The sequence below is a fragment of the Clostridium sp. 1001271st1 H5 genome, assembly GCF_005845215.1.
Lineage (GTDB): Bacteria > Bacillota > Clostridia > Lachnospirales > Lachnospiraceae > Enterocloster.
On the sequence record NZ_SPHO01000002.1, the window covers coordinates 352865 to 379585 of the forward strand.

23 protein-coding genes are annotated in these 26721 nt (G+C 47.3%); 13 read left to right on the forward strand and 10 right to left on the reverse strand.

Going from position 1 to position 26721, the window contains the following annotated elements; translation table 11 throughout:
• Positions 1 to 15 precede the first annotated feature (15 nt).
• The 4 genes from dctP to FGS84_RS04845 form a co-directional block, all read right to left on the reverse strand.
• The gene (dctP, locus tag FGS84_RS04830; protein WP_138306545.1) at positions 16 to 1110 is read right to left on the reverse strand and encodes a TRAP transporter substrate-binding protein DctP; all 1095 of its coding nucleotides are present in this window, start codon (positions 1108 to 1110) and stop codon (positions 16 to 18) included.
• A 200-nt stretch (positions 1111 to 1310) separates the two neighbouring features.
• Complete coding sequence (locus FGS84_RS04835; protein WP_195469878.1) at positions 1311 to 1784, reverse strand: DUF126 domain-containing protein; 474 nt, start codon at positions 1782 to 1784, stop codon at positions 1311 to 1313.
• Positions 1772 to 3049, reverse strand: coding sequence for an aconitase X (locus FGS84_RS04840; protein WP_138306547.1), 1278 nt, complete (start codon positions 3047 to 3049; stop codon positions 1772 to 1774). The genes FGS84_RS04835 and FGS84_RS04840 overlap by 13 nt, the downstream gene beginning before the upstream one ends.
• A gap of 44 nt (positions 3050 to 3093) precedes the next feature.
• On the reverse strand, positions 3094 to 4224 hold the full coding sequence (locus tag FGS84_RS04845; protein ID WP_138306548.1) for a tyramine oxidase subunit B: 1131 nt from the start codon (positions 4222 to 4224) through the stop codon (positions 3094 to 3096).
• Positions 4225 to 4548: 324 nt separating this feature from the next.
• Here FGS84_RS04845 and FGS84_RS04850 point away from each other — a divergent pair, with 324 nt between their 5' ends.
• The 9 genes from FGS84_RS04850 to FGS84_RS04890 all read left to right on the forward strand — a co-directional run bounded on the left by FGS84_RS04850 (position 4549) and on the right by FGS84_RS04890 (position 13134).
• On the forward strand, positions 4549 to 5517 hold the full coding sequence (locus tag FGS84_RS04850; RefSeq protein WP_138306549.1) for a LysR family transcriptional regulator: 969 nt from the start codon (positions 4549 to 4551) through the stop codon (positions 5515 to 5517).
• Positions 5518 to 5810: 293 nt separating this feature from the next.
• Complete coding sequence (locus tag FGS84_RS04855; protein WP_138306550.1) at positions 5811 to 6017, forward strand: 4Fe-4S binding protein; 207 nt, start codon at positions 5811 to 5813, stop codon at positions 6015 to 6017.
• Between the two features lie 2 nt (positions 6018 to 6019).
• Positions 6020 to 7153 (forward strand): 2-oxoacid:acceptor oxidoreductase subunit alpha, encoded by a 1134-nt coding sequence (locus FGS84_RS04860; RefSeq protein ID WP_138306551.1) that lies wholly within the window; start codon positions 6020 to 6022, stop codon positions 7151 to 7153.
• Between the two features lie 105 nt (positions 7154 to 7258).
• Entirely contained in the window at positions 7259 to 7963 is a 705-nt protein-coding gene (locus tag FGS84_RS04865) for a thiamine pyrophosphate-dependent enzyme (RefSeq protein ID WP_207671110.1), read from the forward strand.
• 14 nt (positions 7964 to 7977) lie between these two features.
• Positions 7978 to 8535: a 2-oxoacid:acceptor oxidoreductase family protein gene (locus FGS84_RS04870; RefSeq protein WP_138306553.1), complete on the forward strand. Its 558-nt coding sequence runs from the start codon at positions 7978 to 7980 to the stop codon at positions 8533 to 8535.
• Positions 8536 to 8563: 28 nt separating this feature from the next.
• On the forward strand, positions 8564 to 9709 hold the full coding sequence (gene sucC, locus FGS84_RS04875) for an ADP-forming succinate--CoA ligase subunit beta (protein ID WP_138306554.1): 1146 nt from the start codon (positions 8564 to 8566) through the stop codon (positions 9707 to 9709).
• Between the two features lie 27 nt (positions 9710 to 9736).
• Positions 9737 to 10609, forward strand: coding sequence for a succinate--CoA ligase subunit alpha (gene sucD, locus FGS84_RS04880; RefSeq protein WP_138306555.1), 873 nt, complete (start codon positions 9737 to 9739; stop codon positions 10607 to 10609).
• An 80-nt stretch (positions 10610 to 10689) separates the two neighbouring features.
• Positions 10690 to 11946 carry a nickel-dependent lactate racemase gene (gene larA, locus FGS84_RS04885; RefSeq protein ID WP_138306556.1) on the forward strand — a complete coding sequence of 419 codons (1257 nt, stop codon included), beginning with the start codon at positions 10690 to 10692 and terminating at the stop codon, positions 11944 to 11946.
• A 15-nt stretch (positions 11947 to 11961) separates the two neighbouring features.
• The gene (locus tag FGS84_RS04890; protein ID WP_138306557.1) at positions 11962 to 13134 is read left to right on the forward strand and encodes a malic enzyme-like NAD(P)-binding protein; all 1173 of its coding nucleotides are present in this window, start codon (positions 11962 to 11964) and stop codon (positions 13132 to 13134) included.
• A gap of 166 nt (positions 13135 to 13300) precedes the next feature.
• Here FGS84_RS04890 and FGS84_RS04895 read toward each other — a convergent pair whose 3' ends face one another.
• The 3 genes from FGS84_RS04895 to FGS84_RS31370 are packed head-to-tail and all read right to left on the reverse strand — an operon-like array spanning position 13301 to position 17646.
• Positions 13301 to 14644, reverse strand: a complete 1344-nt coding sequence (locus FGS84_RS04895; RefSeq protein WP_138306558.1) for a glycoside-pentoside-hexuronide (GPH):cation symporter — start codon at positions 14642 to 14644, stop codon at positions 13301 to 13303.
• 12 nt (positions 14645 to 14656) lie between these two features.
• Positions 14657 to 16720 carry a glycoside hydrolase family 3 C-terminal domain-containing protein gene (locus FGS84_RS04900; protein WP_138306559.1) on the reverse strand — a complete coding sequence of 688 codons (2064 nt, stop codon included), beginning with the start codon at positions 16718 to 16720 and terminating at the stop codon, positions 14657 to 14659.
• Entirely contained in the window at positions 16720 to 17646 is a 927-nt protein-coding gene (locus tag FGS84_RS31370; protein ID WP_227147024.1) for an AraC family transcriptional regulator, read from the reverse strand. Before FGS84_RS31370 ends, FGS84_RS04900 begins: the two co-directional genes overlap by 1 nt.
• Before the next feature lie 289 nt (positions 17647 to 17935).
• Here FGS84_RS31370 and FGS84_RS04915 point away from each other — a divergent pair, with 289 nt between their 5' ends.
• Together FGS84_RS04915 and FGS84_RS04920 are read left to right on the forward strand one after the other, a co-directional pair.
• Positions 17936 to 19084: a spore coat protein CotS gene (locus tag FGS84_RS04915; protein WP_138306560.1), complete on the forward strand. Its 1149-nt coding sequence runs from the start codon at positions 17936 to 17938 to the stop codon at positions 19082 to 19084.
• Between the two features lie 154 nt (positions 19085 to 19238).
• Positions 19239 to 20975 carry a phospho-sugar mutase gene (locus FGS84_RS04920; protein WP_138306561.1) on the forward strand — a complete coding sequence of 579 codons (1737 nt, stop codon included), beginning with the start codon at positions 19239 to 19241 and terminating at the stop codon, positions 20973 to 20975.
• 288 nt (positions 20976 to 21263) lie between these two features.
• Here the strand turns inward: FGS84_RS04920 and FGS84_RS04925 are convergent, their stop codons facing one another.
• From FGS84_RS04925 to FGS84_RS04935, 3 genes are all read right to left on the reverse strand, one after another.
• Complete coding sequence (locus FGS84_RS04925) at positions 21264 to 22451, reverse strand: putative ABC transporter permease (protein WP_138306562.1); 1188 nt, start codon at positions 22449 to 22451, stop codon at positions 21264 to 21266.
• Positions 22452 to 22508: 57 nt separating this feature from the next.
• Positions 22509 to 23396 (reverse strand): tyrosine-type recombinase/integrase, encoded by an 888-nt coding sequence (locus FGS84_RS04930; RefSeq protein WP_171042545.1) that lies wholly within the window; start codon positions 23394 to 23396, stop codon positions 22509 to 22511.
• A gap of 66 nt (positions 23397 to 23462) precedes the next feature.
• Positions 23463 to 24299, reverse strand: coding sequence for a tyrosine-type recombinase/integrase (locus tag FGS84_RS04935; RefSeq protein ID WP_138306564.1), 837 nt, complete (start codon positions 24297 to 24299; stop codon positions 23463 to 23465).
• A gap of 205 nt (positions 24300 to 24504) precedes the next feature.
• Between FGS84_RS04935 and FGS84_RS04940 the strand changes: the two genes are divergently transcribed.
• Both FGS84_RS04940 and FGS84_RS04945 read left to right on the forward strand, forming a co-directional pair.
• Entirely contained in the window at positions 24505 to 25215 is a 711-nt protein-coding gene (locus tag FGS84_RS04940; protein WP_138306565.1) for a response regulator transcription factor, read from the forward strand.
• Complete coding sequence (locus tag FGS84_RS04945; protein ID WP_138306566.1) at positions 25190 to 26629, forward strand: HAMP domain-containing sensor histidine kinase; 1440 nt, start codon at positions 25190 to 25192, stop codon at positions 26627 to 26629. The genes FGS84_RS04940 and FGS84_RS04945 overlap by 26 nt, the downstream gene beginning before the upstream one ends.
• Positions 26630 to 26721: the final 92 nt, after the last annotated feature.

Here is a 26721-nt window from a genome sequence, read left to right on the forward strand (position 1 = left end):
GAGTTGTGAAGCCTGCTAGTTTGTATTGACTTTATTGATGGCCTCCAGGGCGGCTTCAAGCGCTAATTTTACATCGCCGCTGATAGAAGTTTTATAGGATTCAATGACAGCCGCTGCGGCTTGTTTACTTTTCTGCATTTCTTCTTCCGTAGGCTTAATCATCAGCACATCGCCTTCTTTCTCGGCACGTTCAAGATATTCGGCATCTACCTTCGGCATTATTTCACGGCAGCGGGTTTCCAGGTCGGTAAAGCATTCCATCATGGTTGCCCGCAGGTCCTCGGGAAGGGAGTTAAGGGCATCCTCGCTGGCTAAAATGTACTGAATGCCAGGCCCGTAGTTTGCCAAATAACACCAGTCCAGAGGTTCATGGAGATGGGAGTCAACTATGCCCATGGCGGAGGTAATAAGAGTGTCAAATATTCCGCGGTTAAGCGCATCCGGTACTTCTGCCCAGGTAAGAGCAATGGGAGTTCCTTTGAACTGCAGTACAAAATCGCTCTGGGTGCTGGCAAGTGTCCTTACTTTATGGCCTGCAAGGTCCTCAAACCCGCTCATTGGCGTACCTGTTCCCCAGATATACTGGCCGGGATACATAAAGAAACCCACCTCGGTAACACCGTATGTTTCGTGGAGATATTTGCCCATATACGGGCGTATAGCAGTGTCGCAGGCAATTGCCTCATCCAAATTGGTTACAAGATAGGGCAGCATGGGAATTTCTGTAAACTCACACTGGCCGCCCGCATAGCCGCCGTTGATGCTGCACAACTGTACGCCTCCGTCAGCCATGACCTGGATAATTTCATTGCCGGAGAAGGGAAGTTCGCCCTGGCTCTGGACCGTTATTTTGACGCGGCCACCGGTTTTTTCAAGAACATCTTCAGCCCATACCTTTTCCAGCTTTGGTATAGTAGACTCGCTGGTCATGTAATCAAACATAATCCATTCATAAATCTGACCATCATCAGTAGTTTTCGCTTCGTCTGTTTTTTCTTCGCTCTGCTTTTCGCTGGTCTTTGTGTTGGCGCCGCCTGAGCTGGAGCAACCGGCTAGGGCTAATATCACTAACAATAGAGATGCAGACAGTACAGAATGTCTTATTCGCATTTTTTAACCTCCTTATCATAATCATACATTTTGGGTTTGTTTTTAATACAATACAGAATTTATATCCAAGTGCGTGAAGCAGAGAATCCATTAAGGGATAAAATTGTTATATGTCCCTGCTGTTATGGTTGTATCTCTGCTTCACTATACACAAATTACTGTATGCAGCTTTCAAAACAAATTTTGCTTATTTTGGTATATTAAATGTCAGTATTTGCATTGTTCCTCTTCAGTATCTCAACCGTGCCGTTCCCTCCATCTACGCGGATATAGTCTCCCGTCTTGATTATGGTGAGGGGATTTATGTTTGTAAAATCGCATACGCAAGGTGTTTCAGTACTGGTAACTGCACCGCCTATGCGGCTGTCCATGTGCAGCACCACCCATGCGGCTGGAGCAAAACCGGACAACTTAGCAGATTTGAAATGTGCTGAAAATCCGTTTGAACCTTTACCCCCGGGAAGCACCAGAATACAATCCTTGATGCATATGCCTGCATGGGGATTACCTGGCTCATAAATAACACCATCCTTATCTCCGATACCACCGCTGTTACCTGATATGCCTTTGGGACAGACGATAGCAGTTCCTTGGGCAACACCTGGAAAAGCTCCACGGCCCTGTAAAATTGTGTTTTTCGTATATTTCCCCCTTACTTGAGTCAGACATTCCACTTGCCGCATAAAGCAGAATTAATACAATCGTCAATGGTTCCATAAAATATCTTTGCTTTTGTCTGGTTCCGCAGATTATGTGCCTGTTTAGCGCTGTTGACAAGGATAGATTTAGCATGACCATGGCTTTGAGCTCGCATAACCAGGGGACAAGTGCTGTTAAGAAGATGACCGCCACTGCGCTCAATGAATTCCTGATAACCATTTAGTTTTGCCAGAGCTTGAACTGAGTAGTCTGTCCATATCCAGAGCTCGAGATTTTCGGATATTTTTTTCCCATTCAAACGATTTGCGATATAAGCTACTTCTTCCAGGCTCAGATGGGGGCAGCCAATTGTGACTAAGTCAATGGAACTGCCATTGTCATCACACAGCATCTTTACCGATTGGTCGAATTCTTCCTGTGTAAGATTCACGGAAATCACTGGTTTATGCCCGCCTAAGGCGTCTTCCTGGTTTCTGGCTTCTGGAGTCAGCCCGTCAATATGGCAAATCTCTGCTGGACTGGGAACGGCGAGAGAGGCAAAGCATTGCTTTAGTTTAGTCATATTTGGCCTGTGGTAGTTTCCTGTGAGGAAAGGGCGGCCGCCAGGAGAAAGAAGGCGTCCCACTGTGTAGCCAATTACGTCCCAGTCAAAGGTGGTTTCGGACGGACAGCTTATATTAAATATATCGGTGGCATAACGCATTTCTTTGCAATGCATACCCCACAACGGAGTATATCCGGTTATAGCTGCACAGATTGCGGTTTCCACACCGTCACTGTTTCCATATGCCCCCATGATAGAGTTGCTGACAACGGCATTACTGGATTCATTGGTCACAAAATGTTCGCCGTGCAGCGGTAACCATCCACTGTAATAGGGAGTACATGTGTTGACTGTAGTTACGCCATATTTCCTCATATATGCAAGAATCCAGTTGTTTAATTCAAATTTGTCATGGGGCATATGAGTTACAACGTTATCGAAAAGATCAAAGGGCACGGAATCACTGATAGTAATGCAATCATGGCAGAATTGTTCTATTGGCAGTGTCTTATCGCTGTTCAAGATAAAACGGCTGAAATCTGATAGATAACTATCCTTGGTAAGATTTGGCTGCCAATGTTGGGCGCCAATACAGATTGTTGCTCGTTCTACCTTGCAGAGTTCCTCTGCACCAAGGACTTTGGCATAGTTTACAATCATCTCCATAGCCTTTTGTTTAAATTCGCCTTGTCTGCCATCTAGTATTTCTTGTTCTTGTTTTTTTAATTTTACCATGGCTATTTATCCTTACCATTAGAACTTAAAAACCAGGAGAAATTTTATTTTAGCCAATACTGTTTATCCCAGAAAGTCAAAATTTGTCCTATATTCTCCTTATTGGCACGCTCAAGAATCTTTTTCCCCCAGGCAACATCCTCTACAGCCATACCACTGGTAATGAAGATGATTTTATCATCCGGATTTACTCTGGCCGGTGCATTGCCAATTATGACATCTCCTACGCTTTTGATAGTGTCTCCGGATAGCTTGCCCTTATAAACTGCGTCAATAACTGGAGCAGAAGGGGCCCAGGACAGGATTTCATCGCGGATGCCTTCCCGTGGGTAATCCATTTCGTGAATGAATGCCTGATGCAGTTTCCAGTTATCTGCATAGATACTGCAATCATTAATCCAGTCTTCATTAATAAACTCGGCAGCTCCGGTCAGGCATAGTAATGCTCCCTTTTTGAGATGATTCGTATTAATGGCCGGCAGTTTTTCACCTGAAGCTGCAATATGTACGATGTCCATATCTTTTACTGCATCTTCCATAGTGTGTACAATGACTCCTTCAATACCGATTTCTTTTTCTGCATACTGCAAAAATTTTTCAGAAGCACTCTCAAATACATCATAAATGTAAACCCGTTTTAGTGTCTTGACAGCGGCAGAGATTCCCAAGAGAGCAGTCTTACCTACCATACCTGCGCCAATAATACCTAATGTTTCTGCGCCACTGCGCGCCAAGTATTTTGACGCTACGCCAGGAACCGCGCCAGTCCGCATCTGGCTTAACAGATTGCCCGACATGAATGCCAAGGGCTTTACATTATCGGGGTCATTGAGGATAACCGAATGGATGGATCTGGGCAGACCTATCTCGCGGTTGGCGATGTTGGAACCATACCACTTCTCTCCACATATGTGATAATCCCCTCCCAGATACGCAACCATGGCCATAAAACGACGGTCAGGACCGGCAACTGGCATCCGTGGCCCCCTTGGTTTTGGCGGAAACCAAATGAGATGCCCATGGTCGTTCTCACTGGGTCCGCCCATAAGGTAGTCGCCCTTTGCAATCAGAGCAAAGGAATCGCTTACTGCTTCCAGACACCCGTCCATGTCCATAACACCAGCTTTAATCATATCTGGCTCAGACAGAAACCTTAACCGTACACTTACATCCATAATAACTATCTCCTTTCTATATATGGGCGGTCCCGGTAATTCTGAGCTTCCCGAACCGCCATTTTTGGGTTCATTTTTAATGTTTACTAATTATTGGTCAGCATATACTATGAAGCAAATTAATAGGGGGGTGAAAAATGTATAAAATTAGGAAATGGGGAGGAGCTGTATGGTAAAATGAAAAGAAACATTTTGAAGTGTCTGTAACCTACTTTTATATTGATTTTATAGCAAATGAACACTATAATCAAATATAAATAATTGAAAGTTATTATAAATATAAATAAATATTTTTTTATATCAGAAAGAAGGGGGCTGGGTATAATGTTTCGTATATTCCATTATCTTGATGCAGTTTGTAAAGAGCAAAGCTTTTCTAAGGCTGCACAACGGCTTTATATTTCACAGCCTTCACTTAGCATCACGATTAGAAATTTTGAAAATGAAATCGGTATTCAGCTATTTGACCGCAGCAGCTTTCCTATCCAACTTACGGATGTTGGAGTGGTGTATATGGAAGGTGTTCAGAGAATATTAGCAATCGAACATGAACTGGAAGCTTATATTGATGATATTACTGAATTGAAATCAGGCAAACTTATTTTAGGTGCAGCTCATCTATTTGCAAGCTACCTTATACCAAGGTTTATTGCACAGTTTTCTGAGAAATATCCACAGCTTGAAATTCAATTGAAGGAGGCAGATATGTTCACTTTGCAAAACCTTCTTTTAAAGGGGGAAGTGGATATTATTATTGAAAGCGGTGAATTTGATGATGCTTTGTTTAAGGCTGTTCCACTATATAAGGAACAAACTCTTTTGGCGGTACCTTTAAGCGACCCAATTAATCTGTCTTTGGGGAGTTTTAGGCTAAGCGTTCAGGATGTTTTATCCAATCGACATATAGACGAAAGCGTGCCTTGCGTATCCTTTGTTGCATTCAGTAAGAGGCGCTTTCTGATATTGGAGAAGGGTCATGACATGCGCAATCGTCTGCTCCAGGCATGTAGGGAGAATGGTTTTGAACCGCAAATCTGCATGGTTATTAATCAGTTGATGACAGCGTATAATATGGTGGAACAGCAGATGGCTGTTTCATTTGTTTCGGATACAATTGTTAAATTGTGCGGTAAGAAGGAGAATGTCGCATTTTATAAGATTCCGCAATCTGTTAGGAATATTAACCTAATTTACAGCAAGAATCGGTATGCTACCAAAGCGATGCAGGAATTTATCAACTTTGTGACTACTATCAGTAAGTGTGGGATTGATTCCCTGCTAAAAAAAGAATAATAGTAACCATTCGATTGATAAGACGGATGGAGTAAAAGCAACCCTTTGTATAGAATGATGATTCCACCAAATATAGGCGGTTGCTTTTTTGTTGCACTACTATATTTATTTATTTAAATATTATTATTATTTTTATATATTTGACCGTATAGAATGTCGCCTATATAATCAAGTTAAAATAACGTACGTATTTTTCAGCACCTATGTAAACCTCTATAGTGTGACTTATAACATGGCATCTCAGTGAAGTAAATACGATATGGTTGTCAAAAGCGGCAAAAAAGGAGGCCAAGATGACGTGTCATTTTAAGATTTTGTTAAATGAAAAATGGTGTAAAGATTGTGGGATTTGTGCTGCATATTGCCCAAAGACGGTACTGGTAATAAACGAAATGAAGAAGCTTATTGTTGCGGGAGAGGAAAAATGTATTGGCTGTGGATTGTGTGAATTTAGGTGTCCGGACATGGCTATTACAGTTGAAAAGAGGGAGGTCAAATAAGAATGGGTAAGAATCAGCTTCTACAGGGGAATGAGGTATGTGCATTGGCTGCGATAAATAGTGGTGTCAAATTCTCAGCCGGATATCCCATAACACCCTCATCAGAAATCATTGAAGTATTGTCGGCTAAGTTACCGGATGCCGGTGGAAAATTTATCCAGATGGAGGATGAACTTGCCAGTATGGGAGCCATTGTCGGCGCTTCCGTTATGGGCGTTAAATCTATTACAGTAACAAGCGGTCCTGGTTTTGATCTTATGCAGGAAAATCTGGCATTTGCTGCTATGGCAGAGATTCCCTGTGTGGTGGTTGATGTTCAACGCAGCGGTCCCAGCACGGGAGGGGCTACTAATCCATCGCAGGGGGACTTGATGCAGGTAAAGTATGGGAGGTCAGCGGATACCTCGGTTATTGCTCTTTACCCTAATTCAGTGAAAGAAATCTATCAGATGACGATAGAGGCATTTAATATGTCAGAGACATACATGACTCCTGTAGTTCTGCTAATGGATGAGATAATCGGACATTTAAGAGAGAGTATCTGTATGGATGACTATTCGGATATTAAGCTCGTCACACGTAAACTTCCGGTATGTGATTCGAAAGATTACCATCCATATGCTACAGATGAAACCGGAATTGTAAAATTGATGCCATTTGGAAACAAAGAAGGTTTTCATTATGTAATAAATGGAATGCATCATACGGAAGACGGCATGCCAAACATCAGCCCGGTTAATACAAGGAAAACAATTTCGCGGATTAATGATAAGATTGACCGCTATGAAAGGGATATCTGGCGCTGGGAAGAAAAGAATGTAAAGGACGCAGAGATTTTGATTGTTGCATGCGGCGCGGCTTCACGTTCAGCAGCCGAAGCTGCCGATATCGCACGGAAAAAAGGGAAAGGTGTAGGCGTATTCAGACCTATAAGCATCTGGCCGTTTCCAATTGAACCATTCAGGATAGCAGCCAAGGGTGTAAAGAAGATAATTGTACCTGAAATGAACCGGGGGCAGTTGGTTCACATTATAAAAGAAAATACTCCTGAAACCATTGAAGTGGTGTCGATACAGCACTATGACGGTACTGCCATAATGCCTGAACATATTCTTAAAGCGCTGGAGGAAAACTAAATGAGTATGCATGATTATATAAAAGAGAAAGAATTTCCTTTGTTTATCTGTCCAGGGTGCACCCATGGAACTGTGACGAACGCGTTTCTTCATGTAGCAAGTCAGATGAATCTGGATAAAAATAATACGGTTCTTGTTTCTGCAATCGGATGTGCCGGCCGCATTCCTGTTTTTCTTGATTTTAATGTGTTGCGGGTCACCCATGGCAGAGCCCTTGCCTTTGCTACAGGGGTAAAGTTGGCAAAACCGGAAGTGAAGGTGATTGTGTTCATGGGGGATGGAGATGCCGTAGCAATTGGTGGAAATCATTTTATACATGCGGCAAGGAGAAATATCGACCTTACTGCTGTGGTGTGCAGAAACGAGATTTATGGAATGACTGGAGGCCAGTATGCGCCCACCACGCCTATGGGCTGCAAAGCGGTGACAGCTCCTTATGGTATGTTGGAACCCACCTTTGATGTATGCGATTTGGCAGCAGGAGCCGGCGCCACCTATGTGGCGCGCTGTGATGCATATCATGTAATTCACCTTCAGAAGACATTGAAAAAAGCGATGGACCATAAAGGTTTTTCTATGGTTGAGGTGGTTACCAGTTGTCCGACTCAGTTTGGACGCAGAAATAAGATGCCTGACCCGGTTGATATGCTGAACGACATAAAAAATTCTTCAATCATGAAAGAAGAAGCCGAAAAGCTAAGTAAGGAAGAATTGGATGGAAAAAACGTAATCGGTGAATTTGTAAACATAGCCAGGCCGGAGTTGTGTGATTCATTTATGAAACTGGTGGAACGGCGCAAATCAAAATAAAGGGGTAGTCGAATATGGATAACAGTGAACGTATTTATGAAATATGTCTTGGCGGTATCGGTGGACAGGGCGTCATGCTTATGGCCAAGATAATGGGGGAAGCGTTGTCAAATGACGGATACAATGTCCTGCAGACACAGGCCCACGGAATTGAAGCAAGGGGTGGAATTTCATATGGAGAGGTTTTATATGGCCATGGTGAGATAAACAGACTTTGTGTTACAAAACCAGATATACTGCTTGCCCTCAGCGAATCTGCCTTATCTGCGTATGCCGGTAAGGTGCCGGAAAATGGATATATCTTTTATGATACTTATATGATAAAGGATGAATACAGGGATAACCTGCACAAGATTTATGGAGCGCCCTTTACTGAAATAGCAATCAAAGAGCTGGGGAGCGCCATATACGCCAATTTAATCGCCATGGGATTTATCAATGGGATTACAAAAATCATAAATCCTGTTATTCTGCAGGGGGCTTTGCAGGTATGTGTTAAATCAAACAAGAAAAATAACTGTAAGGCATTGCAGCGCGGCTATGAAGAAGTAAAAAAATATAATGCAGAATGAGGTTTCTGCGTGTGATTGAGGTGAAAATATGAAGTTGTTTGAATATCAGGGAAAATGTCTCTTTTCAAACTACGGATTGAGAGTACCTGAGGGCGAGGTTCTTTTTTCTGCGGATGAAATAGAAGAAAAGACAGAAGGTATCAAATTCCCGGCCATGGTTAAAGCCCAGATTCTCGCCGGAGGCAGAGGAAAAGCCGGAGGCGTAGTACGCGTAAATAATGCAGAACAGCTAAATGACCAAGTGGCCGGAATGCTGGGCAGAGAGATAAAAGGCAAAACAGTGGACGCTGTTTTAATCGAACAGATGGTGGACTTTATCGACGAATATTATATTTCCATTACAATGGATGTACGGTCAAGGATGCCGATGATTATGTTCAGTGCCTGCGGAGGTGTGGATATAGAACAGGTCGCAGCGTCAAATCCTGAAAAGATAGTAAGAGTAATTATTGATCCACTAATCGGAGCCCAGTCATTCCATGTAGAGAAAATGTGTACAATATCCGGAATAACGGATAAGAACATTAAGAGATACCTTATGGATGTCGTTTCAAAGTTATATAAATTGTATATAGAATATGATGCCATGGTAGTTGAGATAAATCCTCTCATGATTCTTTCCGACCATACAATCATAGCTGCAGATGCAAAGGTTGAAATTGACGACAGCGCAGTTGCCAGACACAATGATATTAAGGAATGGAAAGCAATGCTTAAGATGGATCCTTTGGTAAAAGAAGGGTCGGAGGCCCACTTGTTGTATATCGATGTTGACTCTGAGGGAAATGTGGGTGTCATAAGTAACGGCTCCGGTATGGTTATGACTTGCGTAGACTGGATTGCACATGTGGGCGGAAAGGTGGCCTGTGGGCTTGATTTGGGGGGAGGAGCAACATCCGACCGTGTAGCTAAGGCCGTAGAATTAGTAGCTAAAAATAAGCGTGTCAAGACTATATTGATAAGTATATTTGGCGGAATAACCCGATGCAATGAGATATCGGAAGGAATACTAAGGGCAACTGCCGAAATGAAGCCGGCCATACCTATTGTAGTAAAACTTGACGGAACTAATAAGGAAGAAGGCATGGCGATTTTGACAAACGCCAATAACAAAGATGTCCGGATTGCAAAGGATATTAAAGAGGCTGCTTTAAAGGCAATGCTGCTGCAGTAGCATACAGACGAAACGGAGGTACAGGTAGTGAGCATTCTGGTTGATAAAAATACCCGCCTTATTGTTCAGGGAATAACCGGCAGGGAGGGTACCTTTCACGCGCGGCGGATGGTCGAATATGGCACAAATGTGGTTGCAGGCGTTACACCAGGTAAGGGAGGAACATTGATTGATGATATTCCGGTTTTTAACTCTGTCGAAGAGGCTGTCAGGGAAACCGGGGCCAACGCTTCTATTTTGTTTGTTCCTGCTCTGGGAACACTCAGCGGAATAACGGAGGCTATCTCAGCCGGGATTAAATTGGTGGTTACAATTGCCGAAGGCGTACCTGTAAAGGATATGCGTATGATATATCACCTCAACCGCATAATGCCGGATCTTACTGTGATAGGCCCCAATACATTCGGGCTTATCTCACCGGGGGAGTGTAAGGTGGGTTTTATGGATGGACGTATCTATACCAGAGGACCGGTAGGTCTAATGTCGAGAAGCGCCACCAATTCATATGAAACGGTCAACGAAATGACAAAGCAGGGAATCGGACAATCCACCTGCATTGGTGTAGGGGGAGATATCATCCCCGGTAGTTCATTTGCGAAATTGCTTCCGTTGTTTGAGAAAGATGATGAGACGAAGGCAGTTGTAATGATTGGGGAGATAGGTGGCTGCGATGAAGAAATGGCGGCGGAATACATTAAAAATCAGATGTCAAAGCCGGTTGTTGCATATATTGCAGGCCGCAACGCCCCTAAGGGAAAGGTAATGGGGCATGCAGGTGCCATAGTGGGAATGGATGGTGTAGGCAGTGCTCAGTCTAAGATAAAAGCTTTAACTGAAGCAGGGGTACATATTGCGGAAAGCCCGGGTGAGATTGTAGAAATAATCAAGGGATTGGTTTAATCTGAAATGAGGCTTTGTGGCTGCTTCTGAAAACTATTTGATTAATGGGTGATTTGAAATAGGGGCAGGGAGAGAATGTTATGAAGATAGAGGTTGGATTCGGTAGCGGAACGCAGTCACTGGAGATGGATAACAGTAATTTACTGGGAATACTGCTGCCAGACACAAGCATGGAAATGGAAAACGAGGAGGTGATAGTTAGAAACGCAATGGAGCATCCTATTGGCTCGCATAGACTTAGTAAAATTGTGTATTCGGGTCAAACAGTTGCGGTTGTCACAAGCGATATAACAAGGCCCGTACCCAGTAAATTGCTATTGCCCTTTGTTCTAAATGAACTAAACGCAGGCGGTGTTAGGGATGAAGATATAACTGTGGTTTTTGCACTGGGAATCCACAGAAAGCACACGGAAGAGGAACAGCGCAGATTGGTGGGTGACGATATATTTGATAGGGTCAGATGTATGGACGGCGATAAGGATGACTGCGTGGACTTGGGAGTTACAAGCCGTGGGACACCGGTAAATATTACCAGGATTGTAGCTGAAGCAGATGTCAGAGTTTGTCTCGGTAATATTGAGTTTCACTATTTTGCAGGTTATTCCGGGGGAGCAAAGGCCATAATGCCCGGTGTATCTGACAGAAATGCCATTCAGAAAAATCACAGGCTAATGGTAATGCCTGAAGCCTGCGCCGGACGAATAGAAGGAAATCCCATTCGCCAAGACATTGAGGAGGCAGCCGCTATCTGCGGTGTGGATTTCATATTGAATGTGATATTGGACGAGCATAAAAGAATTGTCGGCGCTGTGGCTGGAAATGTAACAGATGCCCACAGAAAAGGATGCTTAATACTGGACAGTATGTATAGCTGCAGGATGGACAGAAAAGCTGATATCGTAATTGTTTCCCAGGGCGGCACCCCGAAGGACATCAATTTGTATCAGACACAAAAGGCTTTGGATAACGCCAAAAATGCAGTGCGAGACGGTGGTATTATTATTCTGGTGGGTTCATGCAAGGAAGGATTTGGCGAGAAAGTATTTGAAGAATGGATGCTAACCAGCCCATCGCCGGAATATATGATTGAGCGTATAAGCCGGGACTTTCAGCTTGGGGGACACAAGGCGGCGTCTATTGCCATGGTACTGGTCCGTGCCAGAATCTATTTGGTTTCTGATATGGATAAAGATACTGTAAAGCGTATTTTTATGGAACCATTTATGTCAGTACAGGAAGCTTACAATGCCGCTCTGAAGGAAATGGGAAAAGATGCGCAGGTATTGGTAATACCATATGGTGGGTCTACACTGCCATGCCTAATGAATGACAATTGAAAAAGGAGACAGTTTATGGATTATGCAAAAGAAAGTCTTAGATTGCATGGGGAATGGAAAGGAAAAATAGAGGTTGTGGCTACTGTGCCTGTAGAGACTAAGGATGATTTGTCCTTGGCTTATACTCCCGGTGTAGCCCAGCCCTGCCTGGAGATACAGAAGAACATTGATAAGAGCTATGAACTGACCCGAAGGCATAATATATGCGCTGTCATAACCGATGGAACTGCAGTATTGGGACTGGGTGATATTGGTCCTGAAGCTGGTATGCCTGTTATGGAGGGTAAGTGCGTGTTATTTAAAACATTTGGTGATGTGGATGCTTTTCCACTTTGTGTGAAGACAAAGGATGTAGACGAATTCGTAAATACGGTTTACAATATTTCCGGCTCCTTCGGTGGTATCAACCTTGAGGACATCTCTGCTCCCCGATGCTTCGAGATAGAGCAAAAGCTCAAGGAAAAGTGTGATATTCCCATCTTCCATGATGATCAGCATGGCACTGCCGTTATTACGTTAGCTGGCCTTATAAATGCGCTTAAGATAGTGGGAAAGAAAAAAGAAAATGTTAAAATTGTGATTTCCGGTGCTGGTGCAGCAGCGGTATCTATTACAAAGCTTCTGCTCTCCGCGGGATTCGAAGATATCATAATGTGCGACCGAAAGGGGGCAATCTGTTCCGGACGGGAAGGCCTTAACTGGATTAAGGAAGAAATGGCAAAGAAGACTAATTTAAAATCAAGGAAAGGGTCCCTGGCTGAAATGTTGGTAAACGCCGATGTATTTATCGGTGTGTCTGCGCCGGGAGTGGTGACTACCGATATAGTTAAGACCATGGCAAAGGATGCTATTATCTTTGCATGTGCAAACCCCACTCCTGAAATTTTTCCGGATGATGCCAGGGCGGGCGGTGCGGCAGTAATTTCTACCGGGCGCAGCGATTTTCCCAATCAGATTAACAATGTTCTTGCTTTTCCAGGTATTTTCCGCGGTACGTTTGATGTTCGGGCAAGCGACATCAATGAAGAGATGAAAATGGCTGCTGCTATGGCGTTGGCTAATTTGATTACAGATGAGGAACTCTCTCCAGATTATATTATCCCCAAGGCGTTTGATAAACGTGTGGGGCCTGCTGTGGCAAAGGCTGTTGCAGAAGCTGCCCGCAGAACAGGTGTTGCCAGAATTTGATGTTATATGAAAGGGTAATCCCATACACATGGTTTACCGTATGTGAAAAATATGTATGTCATGGTATACTGAAAAGGAACTGGAAAAATGGAGTTAGGTCACCAACTCCACTTTTTCACAGCTTCCTTTTTAGTATGCTGTTTACAATCGTTTTTTTACAGCAGACTTATTGCCCGGCCCCGGACCTTCTCTCCGCCAGGTCCCTGGAAATCTGAGGATATATCTTATCAATATTGGTAAACATGATGATTACCAGGCCCACTGCAAACAGGGCAAAGGGAGCTGCCGTAAACAGGATTTTGATAGCTGATACGGTTTCGGCTGTCTGGGCAGCCAGCTTTCCGTTATAGTTTCCCCAGGCCAGCCCCCATCCGACGATAGCAGAGCCAAGCCCGGCCCCTACCTTCATGCCGAAGCTGGTGGCGGAATTGGTAAGGCCGTCAATGCGGACCCCGGTTTTCCATTCGCCGTAGTCAATCACATCCGCTACCAGGGCAAACAGGCCCGCTGTATGGGGGATGCCGCCGATTCCCAGCAGTACCAGGCCCGCAACAGCGGTGGTCAGGGAGGCAGGGGTCAGGGCCATGACGGCAACTCCTGCCATCTCCAGAATATAGCCCAGGACCAGACTCTTCCACTTGCCCATCATCCGGGTAATCTGGGGATAGAGAAGGTTTCCAATCATTTTGGGAAGGATGAAGCATAGGGTCAGGGTTCCCATGAGGCCGGCGTTGCCAAGGACATCCCTTGCATAGAAGATGCGCAGGCCGTTGTTGACTCCAAGAGCCGTATAATTTATGACAAAAATCAGGGTGACGAATACGAAATACTTATTCCTGAACAATAACCTGAAAGACTGCCCCACAGGAATCTTTTTTTCATTTTTTCCGGCTGCGCCTGTGATGGAGCGCTCTTTTGTAAAGAAGAAGGTTATGAGCAGCAGAACCACCGCAATGGCGCCAAAGGCCACAGCCATCCCATTCCATCCAAACCGTTCCACCAGATTCATGGTATTGTAGTTGATGACCAGCACAACGCCCATGGTGCAGAAGAAACGCAGGGAGCTCATAAGAACCCGGTCCTTTGGGTCAGGTGCTGTCAGGGACAGAAGCGTGTTGTAGGAAAGGTTGCAGGCTGTGTATATAACGGCAGCCATAAGGGTATATGTAACAGCTGCATATGCAATCTTTCCGCTGCCGCTCAGGGAGCCGGGTACGTTAAACAGAAGGACCAGACCCAGGCCCATGGGAACGGCGGACCAGAGGACCCATGGACGGGCTTTTCCCCAGCGGGTCCGGGTCCTGTCAATGACAGCCCCCATACCCAGGTCTGTTATCCCGTCAAGCAGCCTGGTCAGCAGCATGATGGTGCCTATGACGGCGGCGCTGATGCCCACGCTGTCCGTGTAATATAATGTAAGGAATGAACCAATGGTGGTCCATACAAAATTGCAGCCTCCGTCGCCAACGGCAAAGGCAAGTTTTTCCCATAAGGATGGTTTGTTTTCCATCTTTTTATCCCCCTATATTGTAATGGTAGTCATGAGCAGGTCTTCCGGCGCGCTGCTGGTGCCCATGTAAATCTCATATTCCATGTGCTCTGTCTCAAAGGCATCTGTCTCTTCATTAAACCATGCCAGTTCATCCACGGGACAGGAGATGATGACGGTTCTCTTTTCGCTTTGCTGGAGGCTGACCCGCTTAAATCCTTTTAATGTCCTGACAGGACGGTCCACCTTTGACTGTGAAAAGCCCACATACATCTGCAGGACCTCTGTTCCCTCCCTGTCCCCGGTGTTCTTCACATCGCAGCAGGCGTATACCAGGCCGCCGGCTGTCCAGGCTTTTATATGGTCCGCTGAAAAGGTGGTATAGGACAATCCGAATCCGTAGGGAACAGCGGGACGTATGCCCTCCTTGTCCAGTTTCCGGTATCCATGGTAATAGTCATAATACTGGCTGGTTCCGTTCCAGTCCACGGCCGGAAGCTGGTCCTCCCGTTCCGGTATGACAAAGGGCAGCTTTCCGCTGGGATTTACATCCCCGTAAATGATTTCCCCCAGGGCTGTTCCGCCTTCCATGCCCGGGTAATATCCCATGAGAATGGATGATACAGAGTCCTTCCAGCTGTCCAGCATAATCATGTTGCCTCCAATAAGGACCGCCACGGAGTTTTTATTGGCAGGACCGGCTGCCTCAATCAGTTTCCGGTCTGCGTCGTGAAGTCCCAGTCCGTTCCTCCTGTCACCGCCCACTGCCCCGGTGTATACATCCTTCTTGTCCTCAGCCACATACTCGCCTTCATCGTTAAAATCGTATCCCACCACAAAGATAACTGCATCAGCCTCCTCTGCCAGGCGCCGGCTGTGCTCCAGATTGCTGCCCTCATAGCAGATGACCTCTGTTTTCGGGGATGCCGCGGCAATTCCCCGGACCGCTGTGACCACATAGGGAGGGTATACCTGGCTGGAGCCCCTGTCACCTGTATTTTCCTTCTGGGCCAGCCGTCCCAGGACAACCACCTGCCTGGTGGATTTTTTGTCCAGGGGAAGCACATGGTTCTGGTTCTTAATCAGGGTGATTCCCTCCCTGGCAGATTCCAGGGCAAGCCTTGTGTGATTCCTGCATCCAATCACACTGGGCCTTACATGCTCCTTTTTATCTTCAAATGCCAATAGGGTGCGGACGATACGAAGGGCGGCATCGTCAATCCTGTCTTCATCCACCAGGCCTTCCTTGACCGCGTTTACCAGGTTCTGGCCGAAGTATTTGGTGACGCACATCTCCATGGTCTGTCCTCCGTTGGCAGCTTCCGCCGTATCCTTTACGCCCCAAACGAAATCGCTCATAATAAAGCCGTCAAAGCCCCACTCCTCCTTCAGGACCCGGTTCAACAGATATCCGTTGTGGCCGCACATGGTACCCTTGTAAAGATTATAGGAACTCATGACTGCCCCGGCTCCCTGGTCAATGCATTTTTTAAAATGGGGAAGGAAGACCTCCCGCTCCGTCCTCTTGGTGCAGTCCACATTTACCTTGAAACGGGCGTTTTCCATCTGGTTGAAGGCAAAATGCTTGACACATGCAATGACGCCCTTTTTCTGTATGCCCCGCACAAGGGCAGCGCCCATCTCGCCCAGATGGAAGGAGTCTTCGCCGTATGTTTCCTGGCTTCTGCCCCAGCCCGGGTTGTAGGGAAGGTTGATGCACACGCCGGCGGACAGGTTTCCGCCGTAGGCCAGGACCTCCTCTGCCATGGCAGCGCCGATTTCTTCCTCCAAGTCAATGTCAAAGGCAGCGCCCCGCAGCATGGACACCGGAAAACAGGTGCTTTTGCCGTTGCCGCAGACAACGCCCCTTGGACCGTCGCAGAAAAGGACGGCGGGGATTCCCTTTTCCGGGATACCTCCCGCGGGATAGGGAAACTGATTATAGTGCTCTTTTGTTTTCTTCTTGATTGCTCCCCTTACTTCCTCGAACGTCATGGAACCGCTCATTAAGGAGACCTTTTCTTCCAGGGTTAAGGAATCCACGATGTGCCGGGCCCTGTCCGTGCAGGCCAGCCTTTCTTCCTTGCTGTAATCCATTATTCCTGTTCCTCCAGTATTTCCAATATTATTGTCTCAGCCTCATATTCTTCAAAGTCCAGATAGCCTTTCAGGACGCCGCTGTCCCTCTGTTCAATGCCTTTCTGCCGGTATTCCCTGGGAGTCAGTCCTGTGTTCTGGCGGAAAATCCGGTAAAATGTGTTTTCAGAGCCAAATCCGCATTCATCTATGATACAGTTCATGTTTTTCTCCGTGTGTTTGAGAAGCTTCTTGGCCTTATCCACCTTCAGCGTGTCAACCATATCCTTTACCGACATGCCCACATGGTTTTTAAGATAACGGTGCACGGTTTTGCTGCTCATACCAATTTCCCTGCACAGGTGCGTTAAGACGTCCCGGTCCTCCACATGTTCCCTGAGATAGTCGATGATATCCATCAGCAGGGTAATGTCATGGTCGGACTGTTCGGTCTGGATGCTCATGTCATACTCTGCGTATTCAAACAGGTCGGCAATCAGGGCATATACCTCGGCCCGCACACGGTAGTATGTTTTTTCGTCCTTTTTAAGGGAACCCAGCACGATTCCTGCTGCTCTTCTGACAAAATGCAGATACCCGCCTTTCACGGGCAGTTCATCGGTCACACTGTTTAAATAGAAGCGGTAGAAGACGGACTCACCCTTTTCGTTTTTAAACAATGCAGGGTCCAGCTGAAGGACCATGCAAAGGTTGTCACCCTGTTCGCACTGGATTTCATGAACCACCTTGGAATTGATTAATATGATATCGTTCTTTTTAAGGACCAGTACCCTGGAGTTGACCCTGACCGTGATGCTTCCTTTCAGAACTGCCAGCAGTTCATATTCGTAGTGCCAGTGAAAGCTGCTGCTCTGGATGGATGCCACAAATGCATTGACCGGATATTTCGTTTCAAATTCCACTGTTTCAAAAATATATGAGCTCATGATTCATTCCTTTGTGTGCCTTGTAAATATTTACAGGATTATTATAGCGCTTTTTCAGAAGCGTTGTTGTCATTTTCGCGTTTCTTTACTGTCATATCAGGACATTCTGGCATGATGATGCCCGGATTGCGGATATGGTTTGTACATTATATACAAAGCGGGGAATAGGGCCGGTCCGCCATTTCTCCTGTCATAAACAACCAAATCTTTACATACCCTAGAAGTAGCTGAAACGGCAGCTTCCCGTTTCGACTAAATGTGATGGGATAAGAGTGTGGAGGGGTTGTGGATGAACGAGAAGTACGTGGAAGCCTTAGAACAGTATGATATGGAAGTAAGAGCCGTGAGAAAAGGCCGCGGCTCCTGGATTTGCGAGACAGACCAGGGCTGCAGGCTTTTAAAGGAATACCGTGGGACAGCCAGGCGTCTGGAGTTTGAGGACGAGGTCCTGGGACGGCTGGATACCAGGGGAAGCCTGAGGGCTGACCGGTACCTGAGAAACAGGGAAGGCGGCCTGATGACCGTGACCAGCGACGGCACCAGATACATATTAAAGGACTGGTTTTTGGACCGGGAATGCAATATAAAAGACGGATATGAAATACGCCAGGCCCTGTCCAGGCTGGCCATGCTGCACAGTCAGCTGCGAACGATTGAGTTTAAGGAGGAGTGGAGCATGGGCTCCATTCTCTCCGGCCCTTTGGAAGAAGAGCTGGAGCGCCATAACCGGGAAATGCAGCGGGCCAGGAACTATATCAGGTCCAAACGCAAAAAATCGGAATTTGAGCTGTGCGTTATCGGCAGCTATCAAATGTTTTACGACCAGGCCCTGGAAGCAGTACAGGGCATACGGGAGCTGTGGCCCGGCGCTGCCGGACTTCCGGCAGAGGGCGGCGGACAGTACGAAAGCGGACAGTACGAAAGCGGGCAGTACGGTGCCGGGAAATGCCTGAAGCTGGGGCAATACCAGGAGGACCAGGATGCCCTGGAAGCAGCGGAGGTCCAGCCGCCTGTCAAACAGGACAGGAAGCCCCTGTACCTGTGCCATGGGGACCTGGACCAGCACCATGTGCTCATGGGAGGCGGCTATACGGCCATCATTGAGTACAACCGGATGCACTTGGGAATACAGATATCGGACCTGTACCGGTTCATGCGCAAGGTTATGGAGAAGCACGGGTGGAATCTGGACCTGGGCCTGTCCATGCTGGATTCCTATGAAAGGGTGCTGCCCATGGAGCCGAAGGAGAGGGTGTGTCTGTACTACCTGTTCCTTTATCCTGAAAAATACTGGAAACAGCTGAACTTTTACTACAACGCCAACAAGGCCTGGATACCGGCCCGCAACACAGATAAACTGCGGGGTCTGGAGGAACAGCAGCAGGCCAGGAACAGCTTCCTGAGACGCCTGAAAGCGGACTGCGAAGGCTGTGTCTGACGAAAAATAATGGAGGGTTGTACTTCCTTTTTCTGGTTTGATATAGTATAATCTTAATCAGAAAATACGCTGCGGACCGGCCTGTTACGGCAGCGCCACAGCGGGAATGCCGGCATGTCATGCAGGGAATATCACATTCAGGAGGGAGTATAAAATGAAAGATTACATGAAGATATACCAGGAATGGTTATCAAACCCCTATTTTGATGAGGACACAAAAGCAGAACTTCGCGCCATTGAAGGCGACGAGAATGAGATTAAAGAGCGTTTTTATATGGATCTGGAGTTCGGAACAGCAGGACTGCGCGGTGTCATCGGCGCCGGCATCAACCGGATGAATATCTATGTGGTGAGACGCGCCACCCAGGGCCTTGCCAACTACATTATCAAGCAGGGCGGAGCAGATAAGGGGGTGGCCATTGCATACGACTCCCGCCATATGTCGCCGGAATTTGCCATGGAGGCAGCCATGACCCTGGCAGCCAACGGCATCAAGGCATATAAGTTTGAGTCCCTGCGCCCCACTCCCGAGCTGTCCTTTGCAGTGCGCGAACTGGGATGCATTGCCGGCATCAACATTACGGCCAGCCATAATCCGCCTGAGTACAACGGATACAAGGTATACTGGGAGGACGGCGCCCAGTTCACGCCGCCTCATGACAAGGGCGTGACAGAGGAAGTTCTGGCCATAGAGGACCTGTCCACGGTAAAGACCACAGACCAGGCATCTGCTGCTGCGGCAGGCAAGTACGAGGTCATCGGCAAGGAAATCGACGATAAGTACATTGCCCAGGTCAAGGCCCAGGTGGTGAACCAGAAGGCCATTGATGAGATGCAGGACCAGATTAGCATTGTGTACACCCCGCTTCACGGCACAGGCAACATCCCGGCCAGAAGAGTGATGGAGGAACTGGGCTTTACCCATGTATATGTAGTACCTGAGCAGGAACTGCCGGACGGCGACTTCCCCACGGTGAGCTATCCCAACCCGGAAGCAGCGGAAGCATTTGCCCTTGGCCTTAAGCTGGCCCGGGAAAAGAATGCGGACTTGGTTCTGGCTACAGACCCGGATGCGGACCGGCTGGGCGTATATGTGAAGGATGCCGGGTCAGGGGAATACATTCCGCTGACAGGCAACATGTCCGGCTCTCTTTTGTGCGAATACGTGCTGAGCCAGAAAAAGGCGGCAGGCATGATTCCGGAGGACGGCCAGGTTATCAAATCCATTGTTTCCACCAACCTGATTGATGCAGTGGCAAAGGAATACGGCTGTGAGCTGATTGAAGTGCTGACCGGTTTCAAGTGGATTGGGCAGCAGGTATTAAAGAACGAGAAGACAGGCCATGGCACCTATCTCTTCGGTATGGAGGAGAGCTACGGATGCCTGATTGGCACTTATGCCCGTGACAAGGACGCTATTTCCGCTACAGCAGCCCTTTGCGAGGCAGCTGCTTACTACAAGCAGAAGGGCATGACCCTGTGGGATGCCATGGTTGCCATGTATGAGAAGTACGGCTATTACAAGGATGCTGTTAAGTCCATCGGCTTATCCGGTATTGAGGGCCTGGCTAAGATTCAGTCCATCATGGAGACGCTGAGAAACAACACGCCGGAAGAGGTAGGCGGCTACAAGGTAGTATCCGCCAGGGACTATAAGCTGGATACCATAAAGGATATGGCAACCCAGGAAGTAAAACCCACAGGCCTTCCGTCCTCCAATGTGCTGTATTATGATTTAAACGACGGCGCCTGGATTTGCGTAAGACCGTCCGGCACAGAGCCTAAGATTAAGTTCTACTACGGTATCAAGGGCAGCTCCATGGAGGATGCCGACGCCAGGTCTGAGGCGCTGGGCGCAGCTGTGATGGCCATGGTGGATAAGATGATGTAGGGCATCATTGCCTGTAAAGGCACCATGAACGTAGTGCGAGCGAAACGTGAAAGTATTGAGAAGGAACCAGAACCATGAAGGCATAACAAAATAGTTATGACAGAATTATAAAAAGGGCTGCCGCCCGGTGAACGCAGGCCATCCGCATGCAGATACAGCTGGATACAGCTGATATGGGTGCAGAAGCAGATGGGGACTGTGGAGCCGGCGGCAGTCTTTTTGCTTGATATATTATGTTCTCTGTACAGGACTATTAGGGTATATTCTGTTCCCCAAAAGCACAGAATGCTATTTCGTATGAGTTGTATGAGGCTCATCCGGATGCTTCCTGTCCGCAATTTCGCGCAGTTCTTTCAGCGCTTCAGCAAACCGGGAGGAGGAAGCCGTTGGATTGCCCTTCAGTATGCCCCTGCGGTAGAAATCCATATGGGTTGACAGCATATGGCGTTTTTCGGAAATGGACGCAAGCCGCTGCGAAAGAGCGGACAGCTTGTCCCTGCGCTCCTGAACCGCTTTTTTGTTAAGCTCCTCACTCTGCACTGTCTGCGGCGAGTCTTCGCCGCGCTGGGCCAGGGTACCCGAAACCCTGGCTGCTGCATCCTCCGTAAGCTCCGACAGCCGTTCCGCTGTGCGGGCCACCCTCTCAGCGGTATTCTCCACAAGTCCGCCCACCTTTTCAGCGGTATTCTCCACAAGGCCGCCAACCTTCTCGGCCGTACCCTCCATAAATCCGCTCATTTTTTCCATGGTGTTTTCCACCAGCTCATTCAGCCGTTCCGCCGTGTCATCCTTTAATGCGGTTGCATGGCTGGCAGCCCCTGACTTCATCCGGTTCAGCCTGGCGGCCGCTTCCTCCCTGGCCTCTGCAACGCGCTCGCTTGTCTCAGCCTTCAGCAGGGCCATCTGTACCTGTATATCGTCCAGCTCGGCGCGCATGTCCGTCATGGCATCCAGTACCTTGGCCAAATCCAGGGCGGTCTTGACCGATTCAGCCGTATCCGCTGCGAACAGCAGGGATGTCAGCAGTACAAAGATTATGTTTACCATAACAGGAAGCCCCAGGACATAGTGCTCAATGGGGCGGTGCACCACCTCTGTAAGGAAAATGGTCAGAAAACCCCAGGCAATGGAGGAGCTGAGGCAGATATATCCTTTCACGTTGAATCTCTGGCTGCTGTAATCCCAGTATTTCATTTTAAACAGCTTTTCCATACCCCAGCCGGTAATATATTCCAAAATAGTGGCCGCAATAACGCCTGCCAGGTACACCAGGAACAGGTTATCCTTCACAGGGAGGGAAACCCACAGCATCATTACGGCGCCTGTTCCATACAGAGGGAGCAGCGGAAGGCGCAGGAAACCGCGGTTCACAAGGTGACCCGTTTTCGCGGAAACATAGGTGGATTCAAATATCCAGCCGAAAAAGCAGTATATAAAAAAGAACGTAAGCCATTGATACCAGGTATATTCGTACATATAAACCATCCTTTGCGAGTTTCTTATATGATACTGTTTTTTTGGAAAAAAAGCAATCTACCATGTGACGATTCGGTCGATAAGCTCTCTCTGCTCATCCGAGGACCGGGTCAGATAGATTCTTGTTGTCTCAATGCTCTCATGGCCCATAAGGTCTGCCAGCAGTGAAATGTCGTTGAATTTAGTCAGAAAGTTTTTTGCAAAGCGGTGCCGGAAGGAGTGGGGGTAGACGGTATCCGGGGATATCCGGTACTTTATGGCCAGCACCTTCAGCTGACTGCTTATGCCTCTGGGGGTAATGGGGCTGCCGCGGCGGTTGGTAAATATAAAGCCGGTCTGTATCTGACGGCTGTCCAGCCAGGCCAGCATTTCCCCGCAGAGTTTTTCCGGAAAATAGATGCGGCGCACCTTTCCGCCCTTGGAGTATAAATCCATGCAGCCAATCTGCACATGCTCAGCCTTAATCTGAATCAGCTCGCTGACCCTGGCTCCCGTAGCACCCAGAAAGCGGACCACAAAATACCAGAACATGTTGTTATCCCGCTTCAGCCCGCGTTTGAGGCGCTCATAATCCCTTTTGGATATGACATTGTTGAGAAAGGGTTTTTGCTGATGCCTGACAGATGGCAGCTTATAAGGCTCCGGAAAATCAACGGAGGCAGCCAGCGGACATGGCCCGGCGTCATCCGCGGTCACGGCGGACTGGAGGGCGGCCACATACTGGTTGATTCCATATATGCGCGTGTTCACAGTGCTGGGTTTGTAGCGTTCCATAAGCCATGCTTTGTAGGACTGGAGATTCTCCACGGTAACATCACGGTACAGACTGTGAAAATGGCGGACAGAGGTGAGATAGGAGTCAATGGTATTGGCAGAGGAACCCCGCCTTTGCAGGAAATCATGGAAATACTCTAAGTTTACCTGATACTTATCAGGATTATACATAAGGGGTTCTTCTCGGGGAGGGCCGCCGTAAACAACGCTTATACTGAGTTCTTTCATGACGCCTCCCTACCAGTCCACTACTTTGTTTACAATCCGGTATTGTTCACTGCTGCTGCGCCGGAGATAGATGCGGGTGGTTTCAATGCTCTCATGTCCCAGCAGGTCCGATAAGAGGGATATATCCCCGCATTTTTCTATAAAATTTTTGGCAAAGCGGTGACGGAAACTGTGGGGATATACCACCTCGGGGTCCAGGCCGTACCGTGCTGCAAATACCTTGAACTGGGCCCGTATGCCTGATGGGGAGATGGGCGAGTGAAAGCGGTTGAGGAACAGGGGGCCGGTGCTCCGGTGGGTGGCTGCCAGCCATTCCTGCAGTTCGCCAATCAGCCCGCGGGGAATATAGACGCGCCGCATCTTATTGCCCTTGGAATAGATATCCTTGTGGCCGGTGTGGACATCCTCAATCTGAAAGGTAATCAGCTCGCTGATGCGCACCCCTGTGGCTGTTATGAGCCGCACAATAAAATAATAGGTATACTCCTCACTCTCCGCCAGGCGCCGCTTCAGATATTCATAGTCAGCCTGGCTGATAATCTTATCCAGATATGTTTTCTGCTGAATCTTAATCATGGAAATGGGGGTGATGGAGGCCTGCCTGTATTCCATGTAGCAGTTCAGCGCCCGGATGCGCAGGTTCACGGTCTGGGGCCGGTAATGTTCCAGAAGATATACCTTATAAAGCTGGAGGTTGCGGGGGGTCAGCTGGGGATACAGATGATAAAACTGTTCTACCGCATAGCGGTATACGCAGATGGTATTTGGAGATTTGTTATGGGTCATGAGATATTTCTGAAACTGGTCCAATGCATGATTGGACGTTAACCTTGGTGTAGCTGTCATGATGTAATACCTCCTCTTGTGTGGTTAAATTTTCCAATAAATAATATAGTAATGGATATCTTCGGAAAATGTAAGAGGTGGGGGCACTGTATACAACACTATATAACACGCTATACTTTTTTCGGTAAAGTAGATTATAATGAGAGAAGCAGTAACAGTTCAGGCAGGGAAAAGCAATTAACAAGACCAGGGAGGGAATGACAGGATGAAGGTTTTAGTTGTCGACGATGAAAAAGATATTGTGAAGCTCATACGGCGCAGCTTTGAGATGGAAGGATATGATACCATAGGCGCCTACAATGGCACGGAAGCGATTCAAAAAGTAAAGTGCCAGGCCCCGGATATTGTGCTCCTTGATATTATGCTGCCGGATATGGATGGTTACGAGGTATTGCAGGCAGTACAGGAATACGATGAGACGCTGCCGGTTATCTTTATCACAGCCCAGGACAAGACATACAGCAAAATTCTGGGACTGGAGCTGGGGGCGGATGACTTTATCACCAAACCCCTCAATATTAAGGAGCTGGTGCTTAAGGTAAAGGTTTTGTGGAGGCGTATGAATTACATCCAGATGCGTCAGACGGATAACCAAAAGCCCCTTTGTTATGGAAACCTGGAGCTTCATCCGGGCATGAGGAAGGTGTTCATTGAAGGAGATACCAGGGAACTGACCTACAAAGAATTTGATACAGTATATTTTTTGGCCAGGCATTATGCCCATGTATTTACCAGGGAACAGCTTATCAATGAGATATGGGGGTTTGATTATGTTGGAAATACCAGGGCAGTGGATATACTTATCAAGCGGCTGAGGACTAAGATAGAGCCCTATGGAAATTACATACATACAATTTACGGAGTAGGTTATAAGTTCGAGGTGCCGGACAGTGGAGAAAAAGAAGATAAAGAGTAAGCTGAAAGTGCGCATGGTGAAGATGAACCTGTGCATCATAATCCCTTTTATTGTTGTGTTTAACATAATATCACTGATTGCATTGTCCAGGCAGCTGAATGCGTCTGCAGTGGAGCGGCTCACAAGCCGCAGCTATACGGGACAGGTATATACCATGAAATATTTCCGGGCCTCCACTGAGGATGACCGGCAGGGGTATTTAAAAAAGATAGCCTCCCATTTTGCCGGTTATCTCTCGGAGATGGCGGATGTCAGGGTGCAAATCTATTCCCGGGAAGGACTGCTTTCTGACTCGGATGTAAGGGGAGCCAGGGTACCTGTAAGCGCGGATGTGGAAAAGGCATTCAGCCAGAAAGCATACAGTTTTCTGAAGGTGGATAACCAAAAGGTTTTATCCTTTTCAAGCCCTATATACGATACCCATACAGACACGGCCACAACAGTGGGGGTGATTCGCTACATATATCCCATGGTACAGGAATACAAGGATATGATGTCGATAGCGGCCATACTGCTGACCATGTCGGGGATTGCGGTGGTGGCGCTTTCATTTCTTCTGTGGTTTCTGTTTGGCAGGCTGGTTGCATCTGTCAATGAGCTTCGCCAGAAGGTTTCCTCTATCCAGAAGGGGAACCTGAACCAAAGGGTGGTCCTTAACAGCAATGATGAAATACAGGAGCTGGGAGAGGCGTTTAACCACATGTGCGAGAGGCTGAATGAGTACATAACACGTTTGGACGAGCAAAAAGAACAGCTTCATCAGTTTTTTAATAATACCACGCATCAGTTGAAAACGCCTCTGACCTCCATTATCGGGTATTCCCAGATGATTCAGCTGCGCAGTGATAACAATGAGGTTTGCGAGGACGCTTTTATTATAGAGGAGGCAGGAGAGACTCTGCTGCATTCCATTGAGATGATGCTGGAGGAATCCCATATCAAGGCGGATTGGGGACCTCTTCATATCAGCTCCTTTGGTCTGGAGGAAGTGGTAGAGGAATGCGCCAGGCTGCTGAGGCCAAGATTCCACAGGTGGAACATCCGGCTGGAAAACCAGTGCAGCAGCGGAACTGTACTGAGAACGGACAGACAGATGTGTAAAGAAGTAATCCTTACCATACTGGATAATGCCATAAACCACAGCGGCTGTAATGAGATTTATATATGGGAGGAACATACAGAAGGAAACACCAGCCTGCACATTAGGGACAATGGCTGCGGAATCAGCCGTGAGAACGCCAAACTTATATTCAAACCCTTTTACCAGGTTCAGGGAGGCGGAGGACGAGGAAACGGTCTGGGGCTGGCGGTGTGCGCCTCCATTATGGACCGGCTTAAGGGCAGTATATGTCTGCGGGATGGGGAAGAATCAGGAGCGGAATTTGTGGTCACCTTTTCAAAGTTACATTTATGAAACAATTAGGGAATTATTATGAATAAATTACAGAATATACTAAAGTCACAACAAAAAAATGTGCAAAAAATGCAAAACAAAAGCGCTGCGCG